Consider the following 25,743-nt stretch of genomic DNA (forward strand, 5'->3'; position numbering starts at 1 on the left):
CAGAAGCCCCACGATGAAAAAAACGCTTTTCCGATGGTTCGACAGCGATGTCGGCTACAGCTTCCGTACCTCGCCCGTGGCCATCGGTGCCGCGGTGATCGCACTGGTGTGCGTGTTCTGCTCGCTGTTCGCGGGCTGGGTGGCGCCGCACAATCCGTTCGATCTGTCGACGCTCGAGCTGAGCGATGCGCGCCTGCCCCCGGGCTGGAGCGAAGGCGGCTCCTGGAAGTACCCGTTCGGCACCGACGACCAGGGCCGCGACATCCTCTCGGCGCTGATCTACGGCGCGCGCATCTCGCTGATCGTCGGCCTGGCTTCGGTAGCGCTCTCGGTGGTGGTGGGCGTGGCCCTCGGCCTGCTGGCGGGCTTCAAGGGCGGTTGGATCGACGCGGTGCTGATGCGCCTGTGCGACGTGATGCTGTCCTTCCCGGCCATCCTCGTGGCGCTGCTGATCGCGGGCGTGGGCCGGGCGGTGTTCCCGAACGCGCACGAATCGCTGGCCTTCGGGGTGCTGATCCTCTCCATCTCGCTCACGGGCTGGGTGCAGTATGCGCGCACGGTGCGCGGCTCCACGCTGGTGGAACGCAACAAGGAATACGTGCAGGCCGCGCGCGTGACGGGGGTGTCGTCCCTGCGCATCATGCGGCGCCACGTGCTGCCCAACGTGCTCGGGCCGGTGATGGTGCTGGCCACGATCCAGGTGGCGACGGCCATCATCACCGAGGCGACGCTGTCCTTCCTGGGCGTCGGGGCGCCGCCCACCTCGCCCTCGCTCGGCACGCTGATCCGCATCGGCAACGACTACCTGTTCTCGGGCGAGTGGTGGATCACGGTTTTCCCGGGCGTGATGCTGGTGCTGATCGCGCTCTCGGTGAACCTGCTGGGGGACTGGCTGCGCGATGCGCTCAATCCCCGCCTGCGCTAAAAAATGGGACGCAACCCCCTGAGCGGCTGCGCCGCTTCCCCCTTCTCTCGTCGCTGCGCGACGGGAAGGGGGACGCCGCCAGCGCGGCGGGGCGGCCCTTGCGCGGCGGCCCTGGTCTGGGCCGCGCTAATGCCACGCGCCATGCCGAAGCGCAATGCATAACGAATGGATGGTTTGCCATGTCCCTTCTTGAAGTCGAGAACCTCGTCGTCGAATTTCCGGGCCGCCGCGGTACGCTGCGCGCGCTGGACGACATTTCCTTTTCGATCGCGCCCGGAGAGATCCTCGGGGTGGTGGGTGAATCCGGTGCGGGCAAGTCGCTGACCGGCGCGGCCATCATCGGGCTGCTGGAGCCGCCGGGCCGCGTGGCGGGCGGGCGCATCGTGCTGCAGGGCGAGCGCATCGACGACCTGCCGCCGCAGAAGATGCGCCACGTGCGCGGACGGCGCATCGGTGCCATCTTCCAGGACCCGCTCACGTCGCTGAACCCGCTCTACACCGTGGGCCGGCAGCTCACCGAGACCATCCAGACGCACCTGCCGGTGAACGCCGCCGAGGCCCGCCGCCGGGCGATCCAGCTGCTCAAGGACACGGGCATTCCCGCGGCGGAGCAGCGCGTGGACCACTATCCGCACCAGTTCTCGGGCGGCATGCGCCAGCGCGTGGTGATCGCCCTGGCGCTGGCGGCGGAGCCGCAGCTCATCGTGGCCGACGAGCCCACGACGGCGCTGGACGTCTCCATCCAGGCGCAGATCATCCAGCTGCTGAAGAACATCTGCAAATCGCGCGGGGCGGCGGTGATGCTCATCACGCACGACATGGGCGTGATCGCGGAAACCTGCGACCGCGTCGCCGTGCTGTATGCGGGCCGCGTGGCCGAGATCGGGCCGGTGCACGAGGTGATCAACCACCCCGCGCATCCCTACACGGCGGGCCTGATGGCCTCCATTCCCGACATGGATCAGGACCGCGAGCGCCTGAACCAGATCGACGGCGCCATGCCGCGCCTCAACGCCATTCCCCGCGGCTGCGCCTTCAATCCGCGCTGCCCGCATGCCTTCGACCGCTGCCGCGAGGAGCGGCCGGAGCTGCTGTCCGCCGGGCCGACCCGCGCCGCGTGCTGGCTGCACGCCGAGGTGCCGAATGCGTCCGCCGCCATCCAGGAAGCCGTGTCATGAGCGAAACCGCACACACCCCTCCGAAGCAAACCGCCACCGCTGGCGCCACCGCCGCCGCGCCGCTGGTGCAGGCGCACGACCTCGCGAAGACCTTCGACGTCTCCGCGCCATGGCTCAACCGCGTGCTGGAGCGCAAGCCGCGCACGCTGCTGCATGCGGTGGACGGCGTGAGCTTCACCATCGAGCGGGGCCAGACCCTCGCGCTGGTCGGCGAGTCCGGCTGCGGCAAGAGCACCGTGGCGCGCCTGCTCGTCGGCCTGTACGAGCCCACGCGCGGCGGTCTCACCTTCGACGGCCAGGATGCGCACGCCGCCTTCAAGGGCAGGGACGCGCGCGCGATGCGCCAGCGCATCCAGATGATCTTCCAGGACCCATACGCCAGCCTGAACCCGCGCTGGATCGTGGAGGACATCATCGGCGAGCCGCTGCGCGAGCATGGGCTCATCACCGACAAGGCGCAGCTGCGGCAGCGCGTGGGCGAGCTGCTGCAGTCCGTCGGCCTCTCGCCGCTCGACATGGCGAAGTACCCGCACCAGTTCTCGGGCGGGCAGCGGCAGCGCATCTCGATCGCGCGGGCGCTGGCCACCGAGCCGGAGTTCCTCGTCTGCGACGAACCCACGTCGGCGTTGGACGTGTCCGTGCAGGCGCAGGTGCTCAACATCATGAAGGACCTGCAGCGCGAACGGCACCTCACGTACCTGTTCATCAGCCACAACCTCGCGGTGGTGCGCCACGTGAGCGACCAGGTGGGCGTGATGTACCTCGGGCGCCTGGTGGAGCTGGCGGACAAGCGCGAACTCTTCGCCGCGCCGCGCCATCCCTACACCCGCATGCTGCTGGATGCGATCCCGAAAATGCACGACACGGGCCGGGCCCGCACGCCGGTGCAGGGCGAGGTGCCGAATCCGCTCAACCCGCCGACCGGCTGCGCCTTCAACCCGCGCTGCCCCCACGCCAACGACCGCTGCCGCACGGAGCGTCCGCAGCTCATCGACGACGGCGGCACGCGCGTGGCGTGCCACGGGATCGAGGAAGGGCGGATTCCTTCGGCGGTCGCCGCCCTGGCCGACTGACGGGTCAGTTGAACCGGCCGTACGCTCCGCCCAGGCTGTAGCGGCCGGCGCCGAGCAGCATCACGGCCAGCGCGCCGAACAGGTACATGCCCTGCAGCTCCAGCGCCCAGCCGCCCTGCTGCGTCATGCTGGACAGCTGCCCCAGGTGGACGAGGCCGATCGCCACCACCATGTTGACGAAGATGATGGCCGCGCCGGCGCGGGTGAAGAGGCCGGCGATCACGAGCAGCGGCGCCAGCACCTCGCCGACGTACACCAGATAGCCCAGGGCGCCCGGCAGGCCGGCCTTCTCCAGCATGCCGGTGATGAAGCCCGCGCCGTGCTGCAGCTTGAAGATCCCGTGCAGCAGGATCAGCACGCCCAGCGCCAGGCGCAGCACGAGCTTGCCTGCATCGTCCATCGACGGTGCATGCACGTCATCGGGGGAGAGGCCGTTGCGGGCGTGGGCGGACGGGGGGGTCATGGTGTGCTCCTGGACAAAATGGGATTCGAAGCCGGCAGTGTGCAGGGCGGAATCCGCCCCGTCGGTGCGTTTTCGCACACTGTGGTCGCGTTCGATCGCCAGGTCTGTCGGAGGACACCGCGCCGCGCGCCCCGCCCGGTGCCGTTCAGGCCGCCGCCAATGCCGGAGCGTGTGCGCGCGGCAGCGCCGTCCGTAGGCGGCCCGCGCCCGACGCGCGCTCCGCCGCCGCCGCGGGAGCGGACTGCGGCTGGAGCCTGAACACCGCCACCAGCGTGTTGAGCTGTTCCGACTGCGAGCGGAGGCTGGCGGCCGCGGCGGCGCTCTGCTCCACGAGCGCGGCGTTCTGCTGCGTCACCTGGTCCAGGTGGTTCACGGCCTCTCCCACTTGGCCGATGCCGGTGCTCTGTTCGGCGGAGGCGTTGGCGATCTCGCTGATCAGGGTGCCGACCTGCCGGACCTGCGCGACGATGTCGTCCATGCTGCGGCCCGCTTGCCCCACCAGCTGGCTGCCGCTGTCCACCTTCGCCACGCTGTCCGCGATCAGGCCCTTGATCTCCCGCGCCGCCTGGGCGGACCGCTGCGCCAGCGTGCGCACCTCGCTCGCCACCACGGCGAAGCCGCGGCCCTGTTCGCCGGCGCGCGCCGCTTCCACGGCGGCATTCAGCGCCAGGATGTTGGTCTGGAAGGCGATCGAGTCGATGACGCCGGTGATGTCCGCGATCTTGTTCGACGCGGACGCGATGCCCTGCATGGTTTCCACCACGCTGCCCACCAGGGTGCCGCCCTGTTCCGCGGCCTGGGTGGCGCGGGCCGCCAGCTGGTTGGCTTCCCGGGCGGTATCGGAATTCGTCTTCACGGTGCTGCTCAGTTCCTCCATCGACGCCGCGGTTTCCTCCAGGCTGCTGGCCTGCTGCTCGGTGCGATGGCTGAGGTCGGCATTGCCCATGGCGATTTCCGCGGCGCCGGTGGCGATGTTCTCGCTGCTGTGGCGCACCTGGCCCACCATGGAAACGAGCTGCTGGTTCATGTGCTGCAGTGCCTGCAGCAGCGCGGCCGGCTCATCCTTGCCCTCGACGTGGAAGGAGGTCGTCAGGTCGCCCTGCGCCACGGCCGAGGCGATCGACACTCCGGTGACTAGGGGCAGGGTGATGGACCGCGTCACCGCCACGGCCAACACGAGGCCGCACAGGATCGACACGGCGATCAGTGCGCTGAACACGATTACTGCCCGCTGGTAGCCCTCGTTCGCGGCCGCGGCGGCAGTGTTTCCCCCTTCTTCGTTCAGCTTCACCAACTGATTCAGCGTGTCCACCAGCTCCATGAAGGCCTTGGCGGACTCCCCGGTGGCCAGGGCGCCCGCAGTAGCCGTCGAACTGCCGCCCTCGTCCAGCAGCGTGACGAGGCGGCGTTCGAGCGCGCGATAGCTCTCCAGTTGCGTACCGAAGAGATCGTAGAGCTTCTTTTCCTCCGGCGAGGAGACCAGCTTCTCGTAGTTGGCAAGGCCGCGCGGCAGTTGTTCGTCCATCGCCGCTTTCTGGGCTGCGAGTTGGCGTTGGCGGCCCTCGGGCGTGGCTTCCAGGATGCGGCGCAGGCTGGCGCGGCGGCCGCTGTTCAGCTGGCTGCGCAACTCGCCGATCGCCTTGACGCTCGGCAGCCAATTGGTGCCGAGTTCATTGGCGTGGTAGTTGATGCTGCGGATCTGGACGATGCCGAACAGCCCCAACCCCAGCAATAGCGCTAGCAGGGCACCGAAGCCCATGGCGAGGCGGGTGCCAATCTTGACTTGGCGGAGGATTTGCATGGAAGAACTCCCTTGTGTGTGCTTGATATTCGGATCATATTTATCAAACTTAAAGGGTTCTTACTGCCAGTCATGGATATTTCCTCATGATGGAATTGTTAAAACTAAATCGCTTACGGCTGAGTCAGGTGGGTGGGATTCCTTTGGTGCTTTTGGTTTATTATCAAATTAATCATTTCAACCATGTTCTTGGGGAGGCGGCGCGGTCAGGTGCTCGCACAGCACCGTGAGGATCTCGTCCGACAGTGCAGGCCGTCCGTCGGCCGTGGCGCGCGCCAGCACCATCCCCCCAACCATCGTGGCGAGCATCTGGATCGCGCGCTCGCGGCCCTCCACGCTCGGCGGAGCGGAAGGGTCCAGTCCCTCGACCATCCGGGCGAAGCGTCCGATATTGCGCTCGATGCCCTGCGCGAACACCGCGGAGAGATCGCCGCCTGCGCGTGCCGCGTCCACGGCCAGCGCCGCGACCGGGCAGCCTTCGCCGGGATGGTCGCGGTGCGCGGAAGAAAGGTAGCTCTTCACCCGGCCGGCAAGGCCCGGAGCGCCGTTGCTGCCGTCTGACTGCACGCCGTCCGGCGGCGCGATCGACCAGTCGAACGCGCGCGCACAGGCTTCCCGCACCAAGGCATCCTTGTTCTCGAAGTGCCGGTACAGGCCCCCATGGGTCAGGCCCGCATGGCGCGTGATGTCGGCCACGCCGACACCCGCCAGGCCGTGTTCGCGGTATAGACGCGCCGCCGCATCGAGGATGCCCTGGCGATTCGCCGACGACTGTGCCTTGGAGACTTTCATGCAAATCCTTTTTTGATGATGGTCGTACGCATTGGTTGATTGGATGTTTATGATGATGATCGTCATCATAATTCCCGTTCACTATGCACGCTTCGCCATCCCAAACCACCCGCACCCCCGGCCGCCCATACGCCAACGGTGACGGCATGCTGTTGCGCCGCGTGGTCGTCACCGGTATGGGGTTGGTGTCGCCACTGGGCTGCGGCGCCGAGCTGGCTTGGCGCCGCCTGCTGGACGGGGGCTCGGGGCTGCGGCGCCTGCCCGATGCGGTGGTCGAGGGCTTGGCCGCCAAGGTCGGGGGCGTGGTACCCCCGCGGGCGGAGGACCCGGAAGGCGGCTGGGAGCCCGAGGCGGTCGCTTCCGCCAAGGACCTGCGCAAGATGGACCGCTTCATTCCCTTCGCACTCGGGGCGGCGCAGGAGGCGCTCGCACAGGCGGGCTGGGCCCCGGTGGAGGCTTCGGCCCGGCAGCGCACCGCCACCGTGATCGCCTCGGGCATCGGCGGCTTCGGCGCCATCGCCGAAGCGGTGCGGACCACCGATGCGCGCGGCCCCGGCCGCCTGTCGCCCTTCACCGTGCCGTCGTTCCTCGTCAATCTGGCGGCAGGCCATGTCTCGATCCGCCACGGCTTCCAGGGCCCGCTCGGCGCCCCCGTGACGGCCTGCGCCGCGGGCATCCAGGCCCTGGGCGACGGTGCCCGGATGATCCGCACCGGCGAGGCCGACGTGGCCGTCTGCGGCGGCACGGAAGCCGCCATCGACCGCGTCAGCCTGGGCGGCTTCGCCGCGGCGAAGGCGCTGTCCACCGGGTTCACCGACCACCCCGACCAGGCTTCCCGCCCCTTCGATGCCGCGCGCGACGGCTTCGTGATGGGGGAGGGTGCGGGCGTGCTCGTGCTCGAATCGCTGGATCACGCTCTCTCGCGCGGCGCGATGCCGCTGGCCGAGGTGATGGGCTACGGCACTTCCGCAGATGCCCACCACATCACCTCCGGCCCGGAAGACGGCGACGGCGCGCGGCGGGCCATGGCGCTGGCCCTGGCCCAGGCGGGGCTGGCGCCGGGGCAGGTGCAGTACCTGAATGCCCACGCCACCTCCACCTATGTGGGCGACCGCGGGGAGCTGGCCGCGGTCCGCAGCCTGTTCGGCACCGAGGGCGTGCTCGCGATCAGCTCGACCAAGGCCGCCACCGGCCACCTGCTCGGCGCTGCCGGCGCGGTGGCCGCCATCTTCACGGCGCTGGCACTGCGCGACCAAGTGGTTCCCGCCACGCGCAACCTCGTGCAGCCCGATCCGCTCGCCGAAGGCCTCGATCTGGTGGCCGGCGCCTCGCGCGCCATGCCGCTGCATTACGCTGTGGTGAATGGCTTCGGCTTCGGCGGCGTGAACGCCTCGCTGGTGCTCGGGCGCTGGACGCCCGCGGCCGCATAGCGCGGGCCGCCGGTTCGCGGCCTCAGGTGTAGCGCTTGGCGCGCAGGTTGTCCTTCATCTGCTGCAGGCGCGGCTGCAGCGGCTCACCGATGCGCAAGGCCACGCAGGTGGCGAGCACGTCGATCACCAGCAGGTGCAGCAGCCGCGAGACCATCGGACTGTAGCGGTCGTAGCCTTCCGGATGGTCCGCCGCGAGGTGGATGTGGCAGGCACTCGCCAGGGGCGAGCCGCTCGCGGTGATGGCGATGGTGGTGGCGCCGTTCCTGCGCGCGATGTCGGCGGCATCCATCAGGTCGCGCGTACGGCCGGAGTTGGAGACGATCACCACGCAGTCGCCCGGGCCGAGCAGGGTGGCGCTCATCACCTGCATGTGGCCGTCGCTGGTGCTGATGCTGGTCACGCCCAGGCGGAAGAACTTGTGCTGCGCGTCCTGCGCCACGATGCCCGAATTGCCCGCGCCGTAGAACTCGATCCGCCGGCCCGTCTGCCACGTGGCGGCGATCGCGCCGGCGGCCTGCTCGATGGCCTTGGTGCTCGCCGCATTGCGGTACTGCAGGAACGCGGCGACGGCGTTGTCCACCACCTTCACCAGCACGTCGCCGGTCTTGTCGTCGGCGTCCACGCTGCGGTGGATGAACGGCACCCCCTCGCTCACGCTGCCCGCGAGCTTCAGCTTGAAATCGGCCAGCCCGTCATAACCCATGCTGCGGCAGAAACGCACCACCGTGGGCTTGCTCACCCCCGCCCGCGCCGCCAGCTCCCGCACCGGCAGCCGCGCGAACGCGCGCGCGTCCTGCAGCACCAGCTGGCCCACCCGCTGCTCGGCAGGGGCCAGCGAGGGCAGGGAGGCGGTGATGCGTTCGAGCATGTCAGCAGTCCCGTGCGAAGGCTGGAGGGTACGGGATGAGTGCCACTGCCCATAGCCCGTGAAACTGGCGCGGCCTCACCCGTCGAATGGCCGCGGAGCAGGCCACGCCAGCAGACGCCGCGGAACCGGCTTTTCCGGGCCGCTGGCGTCGTCTCCCTGCCCGCCGTGCGACGCACGGCGAGAGCGGGAAGATGCGGCGCAGCCGCTCAGGGGGGTGTCTCACGACTCCTCCATCCAGCTATGCCCCTCGCGTGCCACCATGGCGCTCGCGGCACTGGGCCCCCAGCTGCCGGCGGAATAGGGCCGGGGGCCGTCTTCCGAGTCGCGCCACGACTGCATGATGGGCTCGACCCAGCGCCACGCGGCTTCCTGCTCGTCGGCGCGCACGAAGAGGTTCAGCCGCCCGGCGATCACGTCGAGCAGCAGGCGTTCATAGGCGCCCACGCGCTCCGTGCCGAAGCGCTGCTCGAAGTCCAGGTCCAGATGCACCGGCGCCAGGGCCTGCACTTCGGAGATGCGCATGCCGCGCTTTTCCTGGCCGGCGGCGAACAGGTGCAGCGCCACGCCATCGCGCGGCTGCAGGTGGATCACCAGGCGGTTGGCGGTGCCCAGCGGCGTGCGGTAGATCGCATGCGGCGTGGGCCGGAAGTTGATGGCGATGTGCGCCTCGTGCGCGGCGAGGCGCTTGCCCGTGCGGATGTAGAAGGGCACGCCCGCCCAGCGCCAGTTGGCGATCTCGGTGCGCAGCGCCACGAAGGTCTCGGTGCGGCTGTCGGCGGGCACGCCGTCTTCCTCCGTGTAGCCGCGCACGCGCTCGCCGCCCAGCGAGCCGGCGGTGTACTGGCCGCGCACCACGTCGCGCGACAGCGAGGCGGGCGACCAGGGCACGAGCGAGCGCAGCACCTTGAGCTTCTCGTCGCGGATGGCGTCCGCATGGGCGTTGATCGGCGGCTCCATGCCGATCGCGCACAGCAGCTGCAGCGCGTGGTTCTGCACCATGTCGCGCAGTGCCCCGGTGCCGTCGTAGAAGGCGCCGCGCTTTTCCACGCCGAGCCGTTCGGCCATGGTGATCTCGATGCTGGCCACCGTCTCGCGGCGCCAGAGCGGCTCGAACAGTGCATTGCCGAAGCGCAGCGCGAGCAGGTTCTGCACCGACGGTTTGCCGAGGTAATGGTCGATGCGGAAGATCTGCTCTTCGTCGAACACACGGCGCACGGCGGCGTTGATCGCGCGGTTGGAGGCCAGGTCGTGGCCCAGCGGCTTTTCCAGCACCACGCGCGTGTGCCGCGTGGCGAGCCCCGCGGCACCCAGCTGCTCGCAGGCGGTGGTGAAGAGGCCCGGCGCGGTCGCGAGGTACATCACCACCGTGTCGGCCTGGCGCTCGCCGAGCCGTGCCGCCAGGGCGGCATAGTCGGCGGGCTTGGAGAGGTCCATCCGCTGGAAGTGGAGCAGCGCAGCGAAGCGCTCGAACTCCTCGGCGCTGGGCCGCTTGTCGCCTTCCACCGCCGCGAACCGGCTGGCGATGAGTTCGCGGTAGGCCGCGTCGCTCAGGTCGTCGCGCGCCACGCCGATGATGCGGCCGTCCGCCGGCAGCGAGCCGTGCCGGAACGCCTGGAAGAGGGCCGGCAGCAGCTTGCGCCATGCCAGATCGCCCGTGCCGCCGAACAGGACCAGATCGAAACTCATTGCCGCCGCGCTCCCGAAGTCTGAAGGTGTGATGGATGGAAAACGAAACCGGAACGGCGCGGGCACAACCCGCGCGGCCGTGGCGGCATGTTACCGAGTTTCACGTCGGGGTGCCGGCTGACAGGGCTCCCGGTTACATCGGCCCTACACTCGCCGGTGGCGCAGCGCGCGGTTCCGGGCCCTTTCTTACCAGGGCACGGCAGTCCACCGCGACCGCCCCCAACCACCCGGAGGATTGCATGAATCAACTCGACGCCCTCAAGCAGGTCACCACCGTGGTGGCCGACACGGGCGACTTCCGCCAGCTCGGCGCGTACCGCCCCCAGGACGCGACCACCAATCCGTCGCTGATCCTGAAAGCCGTGCAGAAGGCCGATTACGCTCCCCTGCTGCAGGAATCGGTGGAGCGCTGGCGCGGCCGCGCGCTCGACGAGATCATGGACCGGCTCATCGTGCGCTTCGGCTGCGAGATCCTCTCGCTGATCCCCGGCCGGGTTTCGACCGAAGTGGACGCGCGCCTGTCCTTCGACACCATGGCCACGGTGACGCGCGGCGAGCGCATCATCGATCTCTACCGCGCCGAAGGCGTGGACAGCGCCCGCGTGCTCATCAAGATCGCCGCCACCTGGGAAGGCATCGAGGCCGCGCGCATCCTGGAAGAGCGCGGCATCCACACCAACCTCACGCTGCTGTTCTCGCCCGTGCAGGCCGTGGCCTGCGGCGCCGCCAAGGTGCAGCTGATCTCGCCCTTCGTGGGCCGCATCTACGACTGGTACAAGAAGCAGGCCGGCGCGCAGTGGGACGAGGCCGCGATGGCCGGCGCCAACGACCCGGGCGTGCAGTCGGTGCGCCAGATCTACCAGTACTACAAGCACTTCGGCATCCGCACCGAAGTCATGGGCGCGAGCTTCCGCAACGTGGGCCAGATCACGGCGCTCGCCGGCTGCGACCTGCTCACCATCGCGCCCGAACTGCTCGCCCAGCTGGCGGCGTCCGAAGAGCCCCTGGAACGCGCGCTCGACCCGGCTTCCGCGAAGGACCTGGAACTGCAGCCCGTGCAGTACGACGAACCGGGCTTCCGCTACGCGCTCAACGCCGACGCCATGGCCACCGAGAAGCTGGCCGAGGGCATCCGCGCCTTCGCGGCCGACGCGGCCAAGCTGGAGCAGATGGTCCTGGCCGCATGACGGGGATGACCGCCATGACGATGCCCGTTTCCACTCCCGTTCCCGACCGCGTGCGCTGCGACCGCACCGCCGCCTGGGCCGCGCTGCAGGCGCACTACGACGCCGCCGGCCGCGCCTTCGACATCCGCCAGGCATTTGCGGCCGATCCGCAGCGTTTCGGCCGGTTCAGCCAGGAGGCGCCCCACGTCTTCGCCGATCTGTCCAAGAACCGCATCGGCGCGGACACGGAATCCCTGCTGCTGCAACTGGCACGCGAATGCGGCCTGGAGGGCTGGCGCGACGCGATGTTCGCGGGCGAGGCCATCAACCACACCGAGCAGCGCGCCGTCATGCACTGGCTGCTGCGCGAGCCCGGCGCGGCGCTGGAGGCCGCGGGCACCGGCGCACCGGAACTGGTCGCCGAGGGCCTGCGCGACGTGCACGCCACGCTCCAGGCGATGCTGGACTTCGCCGAGCGCGTGCGCGCCGACGACACCATCACCGACATCGTCAACATCGGCATCGGCGGCTCGGACCTGGGCCCGTCGATGGTGACCAAGGCGCTGGACGACCTGCGCCATCCGGGCAAGCGCCTGCACTTCGTCTCCAACGTCGACGGGGCCGAGCTGGGCAGCCTGCTGCCCGAACTGCGGCCGCAGAACACGCTGTTCCTGATCGCCTCCAAGACCTTCACCACCGCGGAGACCATGACCAACGCGCACGCCGCGCGGGCCTGGTTCCTGCAGCAGGGCGGCGGCGGGGAGGCGGTGGGCCGGCATTTCGCGGCCCTCACCACGAACATCGAAGCGGCGTCCGCCTTCGGCATCGACACCACCTTCGGTTTCTGGGACTGGGTGGGCGGGCGCTATTCGCTCTGGTCGGCCATCGGCCTGCCGATCGCGATCGCCATCGGCGCCGAGGGTTTCCGCGGCCTGCTGGCGGGCGCGCATGCGATGGACGTCCACTTCCGCACGGCGCCGCTGGAGCGCAACCTGCCGGTGCGCCTGGGGCTGCTGGACGTCTGGTACCGCAACTTCCACGGCTTCGCGACGCGCAGCGTGGCCCCCTACAGCCATGCGCTGCGCCGGCTGCCGGCCTACCTGCAGCAGCTGGAGATGGAGAGCAACGGCAAAGGCGTGGACGCGCAGGGGGAGACGCTGCCCTTCGCCACCTCGCCCGTGGTCTGGGGCGAGCCCGGCACCAACGGCCAGCACGCCTTCTTCCAGATGATCCACCAGGGCCCGGACATCGTGCCGGTGGAGTTCATCGTGATGCGCGAGCCCGGGCGCGGCCTGCCGGAGCAGCATCCCCGCCTCGTGGCGAACGCGCTCGCGCAGGCCAAGGCGCTGATGCACGGCAAGGAGAGCGACGACGGCCACCGCCGCTTCACGGGCAACCGGCCCAGCACCTTCCTGGTGCTCGACCGGCTCGACCCCGCATCGCTGGGCGCGCTGATCGCGCTCTATGAGCACCGCGTCTTCGTGAGCGGCGCTCTCTGGGGCATCAACAGCTTCGACCAGTGGGGGGTGGAACTGGGCAAGGTGCTGGCCAAGGACCTGGAACCCCGGCTGGCTTCGGGCGATGCCGAAGGGCTGGACGCCTCCACCGGCGGCCTGCTGCGGCGCCTCCAGGCGCGGGGCTGATTCCCGGCGTTTCCTGCCTTCGCTCCAGGACGACAGCCCGCCCCGTGCGGGCTGTCTGCTTTGCGGGCCCCGGTACCGGTTTTCCATGCTGTGTTGCATGGATTAGGGAATATCCCAGTCGATAGGTGCAAGAAAGTACCGATCGCGGTCGAGCCAGTACCAGGATGACGGGCACACTTTGTCCAGAATTCCCCCACGGCGACCTGCTGCACAAGAACGCGGGCGTCGCTCACCCAAGGAGACAGACATGAAGCGTTTTCTGAAAGCGGGCTTCGTCCTGGCAGTGGCTGGCACGGCCGGCATGTCGCAGGCCGCCACCGAACTCGTCATCGCCACCGTGAACAACGGCCACATGATCGAGATGCAGAAGCTCACCCCCTTCTTCGAGAAGGCCAACCCCGACATCAAGCTCAAGTGGGTCACGCTGGAAGAGGGCACGCTGCGCCAGCGCGTGACCACCGACATCGCCACCAAGGGCGGCCAATTCGACGTGATGACCATCGGCCTCTACGAAGCGCCGATCTGGTCGAAGAAGGGCTGGCTCAAGCCCATCGCCACGGACGCCGCCTACGACGTCGACGACCTGCTGCCGGCCATCCGCAGCGGGCTGTCGCGCGAGGGCAAGCTCTACGCGGCCCCGTTCTACGGCGAAAGCTCCATGCTCATGTACCGCAAGGACCTGGCCGACAAGGTGGGCGTGAAGTTCTCCGAGCAGCCCACCTGGGCCGAGGTGAAGGCCTTCGCCGACAAGGCCAATGACCCCAAGGCGGGCGTCTATGGCATGTGCCTGCGCGGCAAGCCCGGCTGGGGCGACAACATGGCCTTCCTCTCCACGCTGGTCAACACCTACGGCGGCCAGTGGTTCGACACGGCCTGGAAGCCGCAGCTCGACACCAGGCCCTGGCAGGAAGCCATCAGCTTCTACGTCGATCTGATGAAGAAGGACGGCCCTCCGGGCGCATCGGCCAACAGCTTCAACGAGAACCTGGCGCTCTTCAGCGAGGGCAAGTGCGCGGCCTGGGTGGATGCCACCATCGCCGCATCCTTCATCAGCGATCCCAAGCAGTCCAAGGTGGCCGACAAGGTGGCCTTCGCCCAGGCGCCCGTGGCCGCCACGCCCAAGGGCGCGAACTGGCTGTGGTCGTGGAACCTGGCCATTCCGGCCAGCTCGTCGAAGGACGACGCGGCGCAGAAGTTCATCCGCTGGGCCACGTCCAAGGACTACATCGCGCTGGTCGCCAAGGAGGCGGGCTGGGCTGCGGTGCCCACCGGCACGCGCAAGTCGACCTATGCGAACCCCGAATTCCAGAAGGTGGCCCGGTTCGCCGCCGCCGAGCTCAAGGCCATCGATTCGGCCAACCCGAACCCGGGTGAGAACACCCTGCCGAAATCGCCCTATGCCGGCGTGCAGTACGCGGCGATTCCCGAGTTCCAGGCGATCGGCGTGGGCGTGGGCCAGCAGATGAGCGCGGCGCTGGCGGGCAAGGTCAGCGTCGAGCAGGCCCTGAAGACCTCGCAGACGCTCGCAGAGCGCGAAATGAAGAAGGCGGGCTACTACAAGTGAGAGGCGGGCAGGAGCGGGAAGCCGCTCGCCCGAAGACGCCATGACAAGACTCCTGCCCCGCGCCCTCATGGCGCCCGCGGTGCTCACGCTGCTGGCGTGGATGATCGTGCCGCTCGCGATGACGGTGTATTTCTCCACCGTCAGCTACAACCTGCTGCAGCCGGGCGAGCATCCATTCGTGGGCCTGGAGAATTTCCAGTACTTCATCACCGACCCGGACTTCTGGCCGGCGGTGTGGAACACGCTGCTGCTCATCGGCAGCGTGATCGGCATCACCCTGGTGCTGGGCGTGCTGCTCGCGCTGCTGGTGAACGATCCCTTCCCGGGCCGCGGCATCGTGCGCGTGCTGCTGATCTCGCCCTTCTTCGTCATGCCCGCGGTGAACGCGCTGCTGTGGAAGCACATGATGATGAACCCCATCTACGGCATCCTGGCCGACGTCTGGCGCTTCTTCGGGGCGGCGCCCATCGACTGGATGACCGACTACCCGCTGCTGTCGGTGATCGTCATGGTGGCCTGGCAGTGGCTGCCCTTCGCGTGCCTGATCTTCATCACCTCGCTGCAGTCGCTGGACCGCGAACAGATGGAGGCCGCCCGCATGGACGGCGCGAACGCGCTGCAGCGCTTCTTCTACCTCGTGGTCCCGCACCTGGGCCGGCCCATGGCGGTGGTGGTCATGATCGAGATGATCTTCCTCCTGAGCGTGTTCGCCGAGATCGCCATCACCACCAGCGGCGGCCCGGGCAACGCCAGCACCAACATGACCTACCTGATCTTCAAGCAGGCGCTCATGAACTTCGACGTGGGCGTGGCCTCGGCGGGCGCGCTGTTCGCCGTGGTGCTGGCGAACATCGTGGCGGTGTTCCTGATCCGCATCGTCGGCAAGAACCTGGACTGAGAAGGCAGATGACCACCATGCAAGCCCCTTCCTCCGCCGACGGCCGCCTCGCGCTCGCCGTCCGCACCGTGGCCGCCTGGGGCGCCGCGCTGCTGCTGTTCTTCCCGCTCGCATGGCTGTTCCTCACGGCCTTCAAGACCGAGCTGCAGGCCATCCACGTGCCGCCGCTCTTCGTCTTCGAGCCCACGCTGGACAACTTCGGAGAGGTGCAGCGGCGCAGCGACTACCTGCTGTATGCACGCAACTCGCTCATCACCAGCCTGGGCTCGACCGTGCTGGGCCTGCTGATCGCGGCGCCCGCGGCCTATTCGATGGCGTTCTTCCGCACCCGCAGGACGCGCGACATCCTGATGTGGATGCTGTCCACCAAGATGATGCCGGCCGTGGGCGCGCTGGTGCCCATCTACGTGCTCGCGCAGACCGCCGGCCTGCTGGATTCGCTCACCGCGCTCACCATCGTGTTCACGCTGTCCAACCTGCCGATCATGGTCTGGATGCTCTACAGCGCCTACAAGGACATCCCGCACGAGATCCTCGAAGCCGCGCGCATGGACGGCGCGGGCCTCTGGGCCGAGTTCCGCCACGTCGTGCTGCCGCTGTCGGTGGGCGGCATGGCATCCACGGGCCTCCTGTGCCTGGTGCTGAGCTGGAACGAGGCCTTCTGGGCGCTCAACCTCACCTCCGCCAAGGCCGGCACGCTGGCCACGCTGATCGCCTCCTACTCCAGCCCCGAAGGCCTCTTCTGGGCCAAGCTCTCGGCCGCCTCGCTGATGGCCATCGCGCCCATCGTGGTGTTCGGCTGGTTCAGCCAGAAGCAGCTGGTGCAGGGCCTGACCTTCGGCGCCGTCAAGTGACGCGCAGAAGACCTCCGCAAGAAAGGCAGACATCCTCCATGGCCTACCTCGAACTCCAGGGCATCCGCAAGCGCTTCGGCGATGCCGACATCATCCAGGGCGTGGATCTGCAGATCCGCAAGGGCGAATTCATCGTCTTCGTGGGGCCCTCGGGCTGCGGCAAGTCCACGCTGCTGCGGCTGATCGCGGGGCTCGAACCCATCACCAGCGGCAGCCTGATGCTGGACGGGCGCGACATCACGCACACGCCCTCGGGCAAGCGCGACCTGGCGATGGTCTTCCAGAGCTACGCGCTCTATCCGCACATGAGCGTGTACGACAACATGTCCTTCGCGCTCAAGCTCGCGGGCGTCGCCAGGGACGAGATCCGGACCAAGGTCGAGCATGCGGCCCGCACGCTCAACCTCACGCAGTACCTGGAACGCACGCCCAAGGAACTCTCGGGCGGCCAGCGCCAGCGCGTGGCCATCGGCCGCGCCATCGTGCGCCAGCCCAAGGTCTTCCTGTTCGACGAGCCGCTCTCCAACCTGGACGCGGCCCTGCGCGGCAACACCCGGGTCGAGATCCACAAGCTGCACCGCGCCCTGGGGGCCACCACCATCTACGTGACGCACGACCAGGTCGAGGCCATGACGCTGGCCGACCGCGTGGTGGTGCTGAAGGACGGCCTCATCGAGCAGGTCGGCACGCCCCTGGAGCTGTACGACCGCCCCGCCAACCGTTTCGTCGCGCAGTTCATCGGCATGCCGTCGATGAACATGGTCGCGGCCCGCGCCATCCCGAGCTTCGCCGCGGCCACCGGCGGTGCGCTGCCGGACGACGGCTTCCTGGGCGTCCGGCCCGAAGGGCTGCGCGTGCACCGCGGCCCGCAGGAAGACCGGGGCGTGCCGGGCCGCGTCGAGCTGATCGAGGCCCTGGGCGCCGACACGCTCATCCACGTCGACGTGGGCGGCGTGCCGCTCGTCGCGCGGCAGAACGAGCGCACGCCGCTGCAGCCGGGCGACCCGGTGGCGGTGGAGCTCGACCCTGCGGTGCTGCACTGCTTCGACCGCGGTGGCCGGGCCGTGCACGCGGGCCGTTCCTGAGCCTTTCCATCCCATCCGCCCACTCTTCACCCATTTTCCTGAGCGACATCGCCGTGACCCCTGCCCACCTTCCTCCGGCCCCCACGGAATTCACCCTGCTTCACCTGGGCCTGGGTGCGTTCCACCGTGCGCACCAGGCCGTCTACCTGCAGCGGCTCATCGACGCGGGCGATGCGCGCTGGTCGATCTCGGGCGCCAACATCCGTCCCGACCTGCCCGAGGTGATCGCCGCGCTGCAGGCGCAGGGCGGCCGGTACACGCTGGAGACCGTATCGCCCGCGGGCGATTACTGCTACGAGCCGATCGATGCCCTGCGCGAGGTGCTGCCGTGGGACCCGGAGCTCACCGCCGTGGTCGCGCGCGGGGCGGCACCCTCCACGCGCATCGTCTCCTTCACCGTGACCGAGGCGGGCTACTACCTGGATGCCCGGGGCCGGCTCGACCTCGGATTCGCCGAACTGGTGTCCGACATCGACCGCGCGCGGCGTGGCGAGGCGGGCAGCGGAGGGGAGGGCAGGGGCACCACGATCTACGGCGCCGTCACCGCGATCCTGCGCGCGCGCCGCGCTGCGGACGCGGGGCCGGTCACGCTGCTCAACTGCGACAACCTGCGCCACAACGGCGACCGCTTCCGGGCCGGCCTGCTCGAATTCGTCGAGCGTGCAGGCGATCCCGGCCTGCTGGCCTGGGTACAGGCCCACACCACCTGTCCGAACGCCATGGTGGACCGCATCACGCCGCGCGCGCCGGCCGAATTGCGCGCCCGCGTGCAGGCCGCCACCGGCCGCGATGACGCCGCCGCCATCACCGCCGAGCGCTTCATCCAGTGGGTGATCGAAGACCGTTTCGTGGCCGGACGGCCCGCGTGGGAGCGCGTGGGCGTGGAGATGGTCGACGACGTTCAGCCTTACGAAGAGGCCAAGATCCGCCTGCTCAACGCCACGCACAGCTGCATCGCCTGGGCGGGCACGCTCGTGGGGCTGCAGTTCATCCACGAAGGCACGCACGACGCCGCCATCCGGCAGATGGCCTACGACTACGTGACCGACGACGCCATTCCCTGCCTGGACCGCCCCGGCCAGCCCAGCCCGGTCGATCTGCCCGCCTACCGCGACGTGGTGCTCGACCGCTTCGGCAACCCCGCCATCCGCGACACCAACCAGCGCGTGGCCATGGACGGCTTCTCGAAGATTCCCGGCTTCATCGCGCCCACCGTGCGCGAGCGCCTGGCCGCCGGCCAGGGCATCGACAGCGTGGCCATGCTGCCCGCGCTGTTCCTGGCCTTCCTGCAGCGCTGGCACCGCGGCAGCCTGCCCTATGCCTACCAGGACCAGGGCATGGACGAAGCCGTGGCGCATGCCATCTGCGATGCGGCCGCCCCCGTCGCGGCGATGTGCGCGGATGCCGGCCTCTGGGGCGACATCGCGGGCGATGCCCGCCTCGTCGATGCCATGCGCCGCGCCAGCGGGCGCGTAGCGCGATTCATTCAATCCAGGAGCTGAACCACCATGACCACCTCTCTTCGTTTGCAAGGCCGCCACGTGCTGCTGACCGGAGCCGGTGGCGGGATCGGCCTGGCCGTGGCCGAAGCGTGCCTGGCCGAAGGCGCCCGGTGCAGCGTCGTCGACCGCGGCGCGGCGGTGCCCGCCGAAGTGGCCGCGCTGCAGCAGCGCCACCCCGGGCGCCTCGCGTACATCGGCGCCGACATCACCGAGCCCGGCGCCATCGCCCGCCTGCTGGCCGAAGCCATCGCCGCCTTCGGCCCCGTCCACACGCTGTTCAACAACGCTGCGGTGTTCGACCTGGCGCCGCTGCTGGACAGCGACGAGGCCTCGTTCGACAAGCTGTTCGCCGTCAACGTCAAGGGCATGTTCTTCGTGATGCAGGCCGTGCTGCGCCACATGGTGGAAGCCGGCACGCAGGGCGCGTCGGTCATCAACATGGCCTCGCAGGCCGGCCGGCGCGGCGAGGCGCTGGTGTCGCACTACTGCGCCACCAAGGCGGCCGTCATCAGCTATACGCAGAGCGCGGCGCTCGCCATGGCGCCGCACGGCATCCGCGTCAACGGCATCGCGCCCGGCGTGATCGACACGCCCATGTGGGCGCACGTGGACAGCCTTTTCGCCCGGGCCGAAGGGCTGCCCATCGGCGAGAAGAAGCGCCAGGTGGGCCTGGCCGTGCCGCTGGGCCGCATGGGCGACCCGCGCGACGTGGCCGGCGCCGCCGTATTCCTCGCCAGCGACGAGGCCCGCTACATCACCGCCCAGACGCTCAACGTCGACGGCGGCAACGTCATGAGCTGAAGGCCCTGCGATGAACGCCACCGACTTCCATCTCTACATCGACAGCGCCGACATCGCGCAGATCGAAGCCTGCCTGCCGCACCCGGTCATCCACGGCGTGACCACCAACCCCACGCTGCTGCGCCGTGCCGGCGTGTCGCGCGCCGACGTGCCCGGGCTGCTGGCCCGCTGCATCGAGCGGGGCGCCCGGCAGGTGCAGGCCCAGGTCCATTCCGCGGAGGCGGACGGCATGCTCGAAGACGCGCGCGGACTGCTGCGGCACTTCGACGCAGGCCAGCTGGTGGTGAAGATTCCCGCCACGCGCCAGGGCCTGCAGGCCGGCGCGCACCTCATCGCCCAGGGCGTGCCCGTCACCTGGACGGCCGTCTATGCGCTGGAGCAGGCGCACTTCGCGGCGCAGCTGGGCGCGGCCTATGCGGCCCCCTACCTGGGCCGCCTCAACGATTCCGGCGTGGACGGCCTGGCGCGCATCGCGCAGATGCAGGCCCTGGTGGCCCAGGCCCCTGCCGCACGCGCGCGCACACGCCTGCTGGTGGCCAGCGTGCGATCGCGCGATGCGTACCTCGCGCTGCTGCAGCTCGGCGTGGGTGCGATCACCATCCCGCCGCACCTGTTCGCCGAACTGACGGACCACCCGGCCACGCTGGAGGCCGAGCGCGGCTTCCTGGCCGACGCGGCCGCCTGCTGAACGAACGCACGATGAACGACACCGAGGAGCGGCGCCGATGCGCATAGCCTTCATGGGCGAGGCCCTGATCGATTTCACCTCCCAGGACGGCGGCGACGCCGCGCTGCGCTTCGCGGGCCATGTGGGCGGCTCCCCGCTCAACGCGGCCATCGCCGGCGCGCGGCTGGGCCAGCCCACGGGCCTGCTCACCCAGCTGTCCACCGACCTCTTCGGCGAGCGCATCCTGGGCTACCTGCAGCGCAACGGGGTCGACACGCGCTTCGTGCCGCGCAGCGCCGCGCCCTCCACCCTGGCCTTCGTCGAGCGCACGCCGCAGACCAACCGCTACGCCTTCTACGCCGCCGGCAGCGCCGACGCGACCTGGTCGCCCCAGCCGCTGCCCGAGCTGCCGCCCGGATGCGCCTTCCTGCATTTCGGCTCCATCGCCATGCTGCAGGAGCCCGCAGCGTCCCGCATCCTGGACATGGTGCGCGCCTCGTCGGGCCGCCGCGTGGTCGTGCTCGACCCCAACGTGCGGCCCAGCCTGATCGGCGACATGGCGCGCTACCGCAGGCAGGTGGCGCAATGGGCCGGCCTGTCCGACCTGGTCAAGCTCAGCGACGAGGATGCGGAACTGCTCGCGCCCGGCCGTGCCATCGATGCCCTGGCACGCGATTACCTGATGACCGGCGCCCGTGCCGTGGCCGTCACGCGCGGCGCGGCCGGCGCCACCCTGTGGCGCACGGGGCATGCGCCCATGGACGTCGCCGCACCGAACGTACCGGTGGCGGACACCATCGGCGCCGGCGACACGTTCACGGCGGCGCTCTCGGTGGCGTTGCTGGCCCAGGGCGTCGACCGGCCCGCGCAGATCGACACGCTGGACGACACCGCCTGGCACACCGCCATGCGCTTTGCCGCCACCGCTGCCGCACTCAACTGCACGCGTGAAGGCGCCGACCCGCCGACGCTTGCCGCGGTCCAGGAGCTGCTCGGGCGCGGAGCAGACACCGGCGCCGTGCCCCACGCCTCCATCCCGGGCCGGTGCACGCCATGACGACGGCCTCCAGGCGCTCCACACCCCGCCGGCACCAGCCCGTGCTGGAGCGCGATATCGCCCGCTCCCCCGCGCTCGGTTACGAGACGCCCGAAGAGGCCGGCCTGGTGCGCTGCCTCGCGCACGGCTTCCCGAGCCCGCTGGTGCGCTGGCATTTCCACGAGGACTACGAGCTGCACCTGATCACCGAAACCTCCGGCAAGGCCTTCATCGGCGACTGGATCGGGCCCTTCCAGCCCGGCCATCTGGTGCTGTGCGGGCCGCTTTTGCCGCACAACTGGATCTCGCTCGACGTGGCCGAAGGCGGCGCACCGGGACGCGACCGGGTCATCCAGTTCTGCCACGACCCCATCGAGCGCGCCGCCGCCGGCATTCCGGAGCTGCGCGAAGTCATGCCCCTGCTGGAGCGCGCGCGCCACGGCATCGAATTCTTCGGCATATCGCAGAAGGCGCTCGCCCACTGGGATGCCGTCAAGGCGGCGCGTGGCCTGCGCCGGATGGGCCGGTTCTGCGAATTCCTCGCCGACCTGGCCGACTGCACCGACTACCGCCTGCTGTCGAGCGTGCAGATGCAGGGCCTGCACGGCGCCGACAGCGATGCCCAGATCGACCAGATCAACGGCATCGTCGACCGCATCACCCGCCACATCGCGGAGCCGATCTCCATGCTGGAGGTCGCCACCGAACTGGGCATGAGCGAGAGCCGGTTCAGCCGCTTCTTCCGGCGTGCCACCGGCAACAGCTTCACCGATTTCGTGAACCGCGTGCGCATCAACAGCGCCTGCCACCTGCTGATGCAGACCGACCACTACGTGACCGACATCTGCCACCAGGTGGGCTTCAACAACGTGGCCAACTTCAACCGGCGCTTCCTGGAGATCAAGGGCATGACGCCCACCGAATTCCGCCGGCAGGCCGACACCCGCTTCGGCAGCGGCATCCACCACTGAAAGGAGCCCGCCGTGTACCTGGGCATCGATCTCGGCACCTCCGAGCTGAAGGCACTGCTGCTGGATCAAGACCACCGCATCGTGGGCGTCGCGCGCGCACCGCTCACCGTGGAGCTGCCGCGGCCCCTGTGGTCCGAGCAGACCCCGCAACAGTGGTGGGACGCGCTGGAGACCGTGGTGCAGGGGCTGCGGCAGGCGCATCCCGCGGAATGGGCGGCGGTGCGCGGCATCGGCCTGTCGGGGCAGATGCACGGCGCGGTCCTGCTGGATGCCGCAGGCGCGGTGCTGCGTCCGGCGATCCTGTGGAATGACGGCCGCAGCACCGCGCAATGCGAAGCGCTGGCGCGTGCCGTCCCCGGGCTGGGCGAGATCAGCGGCAACCTGGCGATGCCGGGGTTCACGGCGCCCAAGCTGCTCTGGGTGCGCGAGCAGGAGCCCGACGTGTTCGCCCGCGTGGCCCGCGTGCTGCTGCCCAAGGATTGGCTGCGCCTCATGCTCAGCGGCGAGGCCGTGAGCGACCTGTCGGATGCCGCGGGCACGCTGTGGCTGGACGTGGGCGCGCGCGACTGGTCCGACGCATTGCTGGCGGCGACCGGTCTCACACGCGCCCACATGCCGCGCCTGGTGGAAGGCAGCGACGCCTCCGCACAGTTGTTGCCCGGGCTGGCCGCCCGCTGGGGGCTGGGAAGCCGCGTGGTGGTGGCCGGTGGAGCCGGCGACAACGCGGCCAGTGCCGTCGGCATGGGGCTGGTCGAGCCGGGCCAGGGCTTCGTCTCGCTCGGCACGTCGGGCGTGGTGTTCGTTTCCACCGACCGCTTCCTGCCCAACCCGGCGCAGGCCCTGCACGCCTTCTGCCACGCGCTGCCCGGGCGCTGGCACCAGATGTCGGTGATGCTGTCGGCCGCCAGCGTCGTGCAGTGGGCCACCAGGGCCTTCGGCTTCGCCAGCGAGGCGGCGCTGCTCGAGGCGGCCGCCACGGCCACGCCGCGCGACCGCTGTCCGCTGTTCCTTCCCTACCTGTCCGGCGAGCGCTCGCCGCACAACCACGCGGAGGCGCAGGGCGTGCTTTTCGGCCTCACCCACGCGCACGGGCCCGCCGGCATCGCCTACGCCGTCGCCGAAGGCGTGTGCTTCGGCCTGCGCGACGGCCTCGACACCCTGCGCCTGCCCGCAGGCATGCCGCTGCGCGAGATGGCGCTGGTCGGCGGCGGTGCCCGCAGTGCATGGTGGGGGCAACTGCTCGCCGACATCCTGGGGGTGCCCCTGGCACTCTACGCGGGCAGCGAAACCGGCGGCGCCCTGGGCGCGGCACGGCTGGCCTGGCTGGCCGACGGTGGCCGGGTGTCCGAAGTCTGCGCACTGCCGCCGCGGACCCGGCGCTTCGAGCCGGCCGCGGCCGACGCCGGCCTGCACGCGGCGCGGCATGTGCGCTTCAAGGCGCTCTACCAGGCACTGCGCAGCCAGTTCGGTTGACGGGGAGGGGGCGCCCGCTGCCGGCGCACATCCCCATCCCTTCGGCAAAGCCATGAAAAAAGGGCCGCTTGCGCGGCCCTTCCGTCTGTCGAGCGAGGCTCAACCGGGCATTACATGCCCATGCCACCCATGCCGCCCATGTCGGGCATTGCGGGAGCAGCCGCTTCGTCCTTCGGAGCCTCGGCCACCATGGCTTCGGTCGTCAGCAGCAGGGACGCCACGGAAGCGGCGTTCTGCAGGGCCGTGCGGGTCACCTTCGTCGGGTCCAGAATGCCCATTTCGAGCATGTCGCCGTAGGTGTCGTTGGCGGCGTTGAAGCCGTAGTTGCCCTTGCCGCCCAGCACGGCGTTGACCACCACGGACGGCTCGCCACCGGCGTTGGCCACGATCTCGCGCAGGGGCGCTTCGATCGCCTTCAGGATCAGCTTGATGCCGGCGTCCTGATCGGCGTTGTCACCCTTGATCTCGCCCACGGCCTGCTTGGCGCGCAGCAGCGCCACGCCACCGCCGGCCACGATGCCTTCTTCCACGGCAGCGCGGGTGGCGTGCAGCGCGTCTTCCACGCGTGCCTTCTTTTCCTTCATCTCGACTTCGGTGGCAGCGCCGACCTTGATCACGGCCACGCCGCCAGCCAGCTTGGCCACGCGCTCTTGCAGCTTCTCGCGGTCGTAGTCGCTGGTCGCTTCCTCGATCTGGATGCGGATCTGCTTCACGCGGGCTTCGATGTCGGCAGCGGCACCGGCGCCATCGATGATGGTGGTGTTTTCCTTGCCCACTTCGATGCGCTTGGCCTGGCCCAGATCGGCCAGGGTCACCTTCTCGAGCGTCAGGCCCACTTCCTCGGCGATCACCTTGCCGCCCGTTAGGATGGCGATGTCTTCCAGCATGGCCTTGCGGCGGTCGCCGAAGCCAGGTGCCTTCACGGCCACGACCTTCAGGATGCCGCGGATCGTGTTCACCACCAGGGTCGCCAGGGCTTCGCCCTCGACTTCTTCGGCGATGATCAGCAGCGGACGGCCGGCCTTGGCGACTTGCTCCAGCGTGGGCAGCAGGTCACGGATGTTGCTGATCTTCTTGTCGAACAGCAGCACGAAGGGGTTGTCCAGCAGGGCGGCCTGCTTTTCGGGGTTGTTGATGAAGTAGGGCGACAGGTAGCCGCGGTCGAACTGCATGCCTTCCACGACATCCAGCTCGTTGTCCAGGCTCTTGCCGTCTTCCACGGTGATCACGCCTTCCTTGCCGACCTTGTCCATCGCATCGGCAATGATCTTGCCGATGGATTCGTCGGAGTTGGCGGAGATCGAACCCACCTGGGCGATTTCCTTGGAGGTCGTCGTGGCCTTGGACACCTTCTTCAGCTCGGCGACCAGGGCCGTCACGGCCTTGTCGATGCCGCGCTTCAGGTCCATCGGGTTCAGGCCGGCGGCCACGTACTTGGAGCCTTCGCGCACGATGGCCTGGGCCAGCACCGTGGCGGTGGTCGTGCCGTCACCGGCGTTGTCGCTGGTCTTGGATGCCACTTCCTTCACGAGCTGGGCGCCCATGTTCTGCAGCTTGTCCTTCAGTTCGATTTCCTTGGCCACGGACACACCGTCCTTGGTCACGGTGGGGGCGCCGAACGAGCGCTCCAGCACCACGTTGCGGCCCTTGGGGCCCAGGGTGACCTTGACTGCGTTGGCGAGGATGTTCACGCCTTCGACCATGCGGGCGCGGGCTTCGCCGCCGAAAACTACGTCTTTTGCTGCCATGTTTGGCTCCTAGAGATGTCTAAAAATCGTGAAACGGATGACTGTGTCGGGAAAAGAATTGCGTAGCGAGCGGCTCAGGGGCCAGGCGGACGGAGCGCAGGAACCGGAACGTACTTCGG

Annotated in this window: 22 protein-coding genes; 16 read left to right on the forward strand and 6 right to left on the reverse strand. The window is 69.4% G+C overall.

What is annotated here, in order from left to right; all coding sequences use genetic code 11:
- Positions 1-13: 13 nt before the first annotated feature.
- The 3 genes from Q9R47_RS07745 (at position 14) to Q9R47_RS07755 (ending at position 3,176) form a co-directional block, all read left to right on the forward strand.
- Complete coding sequence (locus Q9R47_RS07745; protein ID WP_311232626.1) at positions 14-925, forward strand: ABC transporter permease; 912 nt, start codon at positions 14-16, stop codon at positions 923-925.
- A gap of 179 nt (positions 926-1,104) precedes the next feature.
- Positions 1,105-2,103: an ABC transporter ATP-binding protein gene (locus Q9R47_RS07750; RefSeq protein ID WP_311232627.1), complete on the forward strand. Its 999-nt coding sequence runs from the start codon at positions 1,105-1,107 to the stop codon at positions 2,101-2,103.
- Positions 2,100-3,176, forward strand: a complete 1,077-nt coding sequence (locus Q9R47_RS07755) for a dipeptide ABC transporter ATP-binding protein (RefSeq protein WP_311232628.1) — start codon at positions 2,100-2,102, stop codon at positions 3,174-3,176. The genes Q9R47_RS07750 and Q9R47_RS07755 overlap by 4 nt, the downstream gene beginning before the upstream one ends.
- Before the next feature lie 4 nt (positions 3,177-3,180).
- Here the strand turns inward: Q9R47_RS07755 and Q9R47_RS07760 are convergent, their stop codons facing one another.
- The 3 genes from Q9R47_RS07760 to Q9R47_RS07770 all read right to left on the reverse strand — a co-directional run bounded on the left by Q9R47_RS07760 (position 3,181) and on the right by Q9R47_RS07770 (position 6,232).
- Positions 3,181-3,576, reverse strand: a complete 396-nt coding sequence (locus tag Q9R47_RS07760) for a DoxX family protein (RefSeq protein ID WP_311232722.1) — start codon at positions 3,574-3,576, stop codon at positions 3,181-3,183.
- Between the two features lie 208 nt (positions 3,577-3,784).
- Complete coding sequence (locus tag Q9R47_RS07765; protein WP_311232629.1) at positions 3,785-5,440, reverse strand: methyl-accepting chemotaxis protein; 1,656 nt, start codon at positions 5,438-5,440, stop codon at positions 3,785-3,787.
- Positions 5,441-5,617: 177 nt separating this feature from the next.
- Positions 5,618-6,232, reverse strand: coding sequence for a TetR/AcrR family transcriptional regulator (locus Q9R47_RS07770; protein ID WP_311232723.1), 615 nt, complete (start codon positions 6,230-6,232; stop codon positions 5,618-5,620).
- Between the two features lie 146 nt (positions 6,233-6,378).
- Between Q9R47_RS07770 and fabF the strand changes: the two genes are divergently transcribed.
- Positions 6,379-7,662 (forward strand): beta-ketoacyl-ACP synthase II, encoded by a 1,284-nt coding sequence (gene fabF, locus Q9R47_RS07775; RefSeq protein WP_311232630.1) that lies wholly within the window; start codon positions 6,379-6,381, stop codon positions 7,660-7,662.
- A 22-nt stretch (positions 7,663-7,684) separates the two neighbouring features.
- Here fabF and Q9R47_RS07780 read toward each other — a convergent pair whose 3' ends face one another.
- Together Q9R47_RS07780 and zwf are read right to left on the reverse strand one after the other, a co-directional pair.
- A complete protein-coding gene (locus Q9R47_RS07780) occupies positions 7,685-8,530 on the reverse strand; it encodes an SIS domain-containing protein (protein WP_311232631.1) in 846 nt (281 codons plus the stop codon).
- A 219-nt stretch (positions 8,531-8,749) separates the two neighbouring features.
- Positions 8,750-10,216, reverse strand: a complete 1,467-nt coding sequence (zwf, locus tag Q9R47_RS07785; RefSeq protein WP_311232632.1) for a glucose-6-phosphate dehydrogenase — start codon at positions 10,214-10,216, stop codon at positions 8,750-8,752.
- Between the two features lie 239 nt (positions 10,217-10,455).
- Here zwf and tal point away from each other — a divergent pair, with 239 nt between their 5' ends.
- The 12 genes from tal (at position 10,456) to xylB (ending at position 23,876) form a co-directional block, all read left to right on the forward strand.
- Entirely contained in the window at positions 10,456-11,403 is a 948-nt protein-coding gene (gene tal / locus Q9R47_RS07790) for a transaldolase (RefSeq protein ID WP_311232633.1), read from the forward strand.
- Positions 11,404-11,417: 14 nt separating this feature from the next.
- Positions 11,418-13,025 (forward strand): glucose-6-phosphate isomerase, encoded by a 1,608-nt coding sequence (pgi, locus tag Q9R47_RS07795; RefSeq protein WP_311232634.1) that lies wholly within the window; start codon positions 11,418-11,420, stop codon positions 13,023-13,025.
- A 247-nt stretch (positions 13,026-13,272) separates the two neighbouring features.
- Entirely contained in the window at positions 13,273-14,589 is a 1,317-nt protein-coding gene (locus Q9R47_RS07800; protein WP_311232635.1) for a sugar ABC transporter substrate-binding protein, read from the forward strand.
- A gap of 40 nt (positions 14,590-14,629) precedes the next feature.
- On the forward strand, positions 14,630-15,487 hold the full coding sequence (locus Q9R47_RS07805; protein ID WP_311232636.1) for a sugar ABC transporter permease: 858 nt from the start codon (positions 14,630-14,632) through the stop codon (positions 15,485-15,487).
- A gap of 17 nt (positions 15,488-15,504) precedes the next feature.
- The gene (locus Q9R47_RS07810; RefSeq protein WP_311232637.1) at positions 15,505-16,341 is read left to right on the forward strand and encodes a carbohydrate ABC transporter permease; all 837 of its coding nucleotides are present in this window, start codon (positions 15,505-15,507) and stop codon (positions 16,339-16,341) included.
- A gap of 38 nt (positions 16,342-16,379) precedes the next feature.
- Positions 16,380-17,426, forward strand: coding sequence for a sn-glycerol-3-phosphate ABC transporter ATP-binding protein UgpC (locus Q9R47_RS07815; protein WP_311232638.1), 1,047 nt, complete (start codon positions 16,380-16,382; stop codon positions 17,424-17,426).
- Between the two features lie 95 nt (positions 17,427-17,521).
- Positions 17,522-18,928: a D-arabinitol 4-dehydrogenase gene (gene dalD / locus Q9R47_RS07820; RefSeq protein WP_311232724.1), complete on the forward strand. Its 1,407-nt coding sequence runs from the start codon at positions 17,522-17,524 to the stop codon at positions 18,926-18,928.
- 6 nt (positions 18,929-18,934) lie between these two features.
- Positions 18,935-19,729 carry an L-iditol 2-dehydrogenase gene (locus Q9R47_RS07825; protein WP_311232639.1) on the forward strand — a complete coding sequence of 265 codons (795 nt, stop codon included), beginning with the start codon at positions 18,935-18,937 and terminating at the stop codon, positions 19,727-19,729.
- Between the two features lie 10 nt (positions 19,730-19,739).
- The gene (locus Q9R47_RS07830; RefSeq protein WP_311232640.1) at positions 19,740-20,417 is read left to right on the forward strand and encodes a transaldolase family protein; all 678 of its coding nucleotides are present in this window, start codon (positions 19,740-19,742) and stop codon (positions 20,415-20,417) included.
- A 37-nt stretch (positions 20,418-20,454) separates the two neighbouring features.
- On the forward strand, positions 20,455-21,453 hold the full coding sequence (locus Q9R47_RS07835; RefSeq protein ID WP_311232641.1) for a carbohydrate kinase: 999 nt from the start codon (positions 20,455-20,457) through the stop codon (positions 21,451-21,453).
- The gene (locus Q9R47_RS07840) at positions 21,450-22,403 is read left to right on the forward strand and encodes an AraC family transcriptional regulator (RefSeq protein ID WP_311232642.1); all 954 of its coding nucleotides are present in this window, start codon (positions 21,450-21,452) and stop codon (positions 22,401-22,403) included. Before Q9R47_RS07835 ends, Q9R47_RS07840 begins: the two co-directional genes overlap by 4 nt.
- A 12-nt stretch (positions 22,404-22,415) precedes the next feature.
- A complete protein-coding gene (gene xylB / locus Q9R47_RS07845) occupies positions 22,416-23,876 on the forward strand; it encodes a xylulokinase (RefSeq protein ID WP_311232643.1) in 1,461 nt (486 codons plus the stop codon).
- A 110-nt stretch (positions 23,877-23,986) separates the two neighbouring features.
- Here xylB and groL read toward each other — a convergent pair whose 3' ends face one another.
- The gene (groL, locus tag Q9R47_RS07850) at positions 23,987-25,624 is read right to left on the reverse strand and encodes a chaperonin GroEL (protein ID WP_107171662.1); all 1,638 of its coding nucleotides are present in this window, start codon (positions 25,622-25,624) and stop codon (positions 23,987-23,989) included.
- Positions 25,625-25,743: the final 119 nt, after the last annotated feature.

Origin of the sequence: Acidovorax sp. PRC11, from assembly GCF_031844105.1 — a bacterium.
Lineage (GTDB): Bacteria > Pseudomonadota > Gammaproteobacteria > Burkholderiales > Burkholderiaceae_C > Paracidovorax.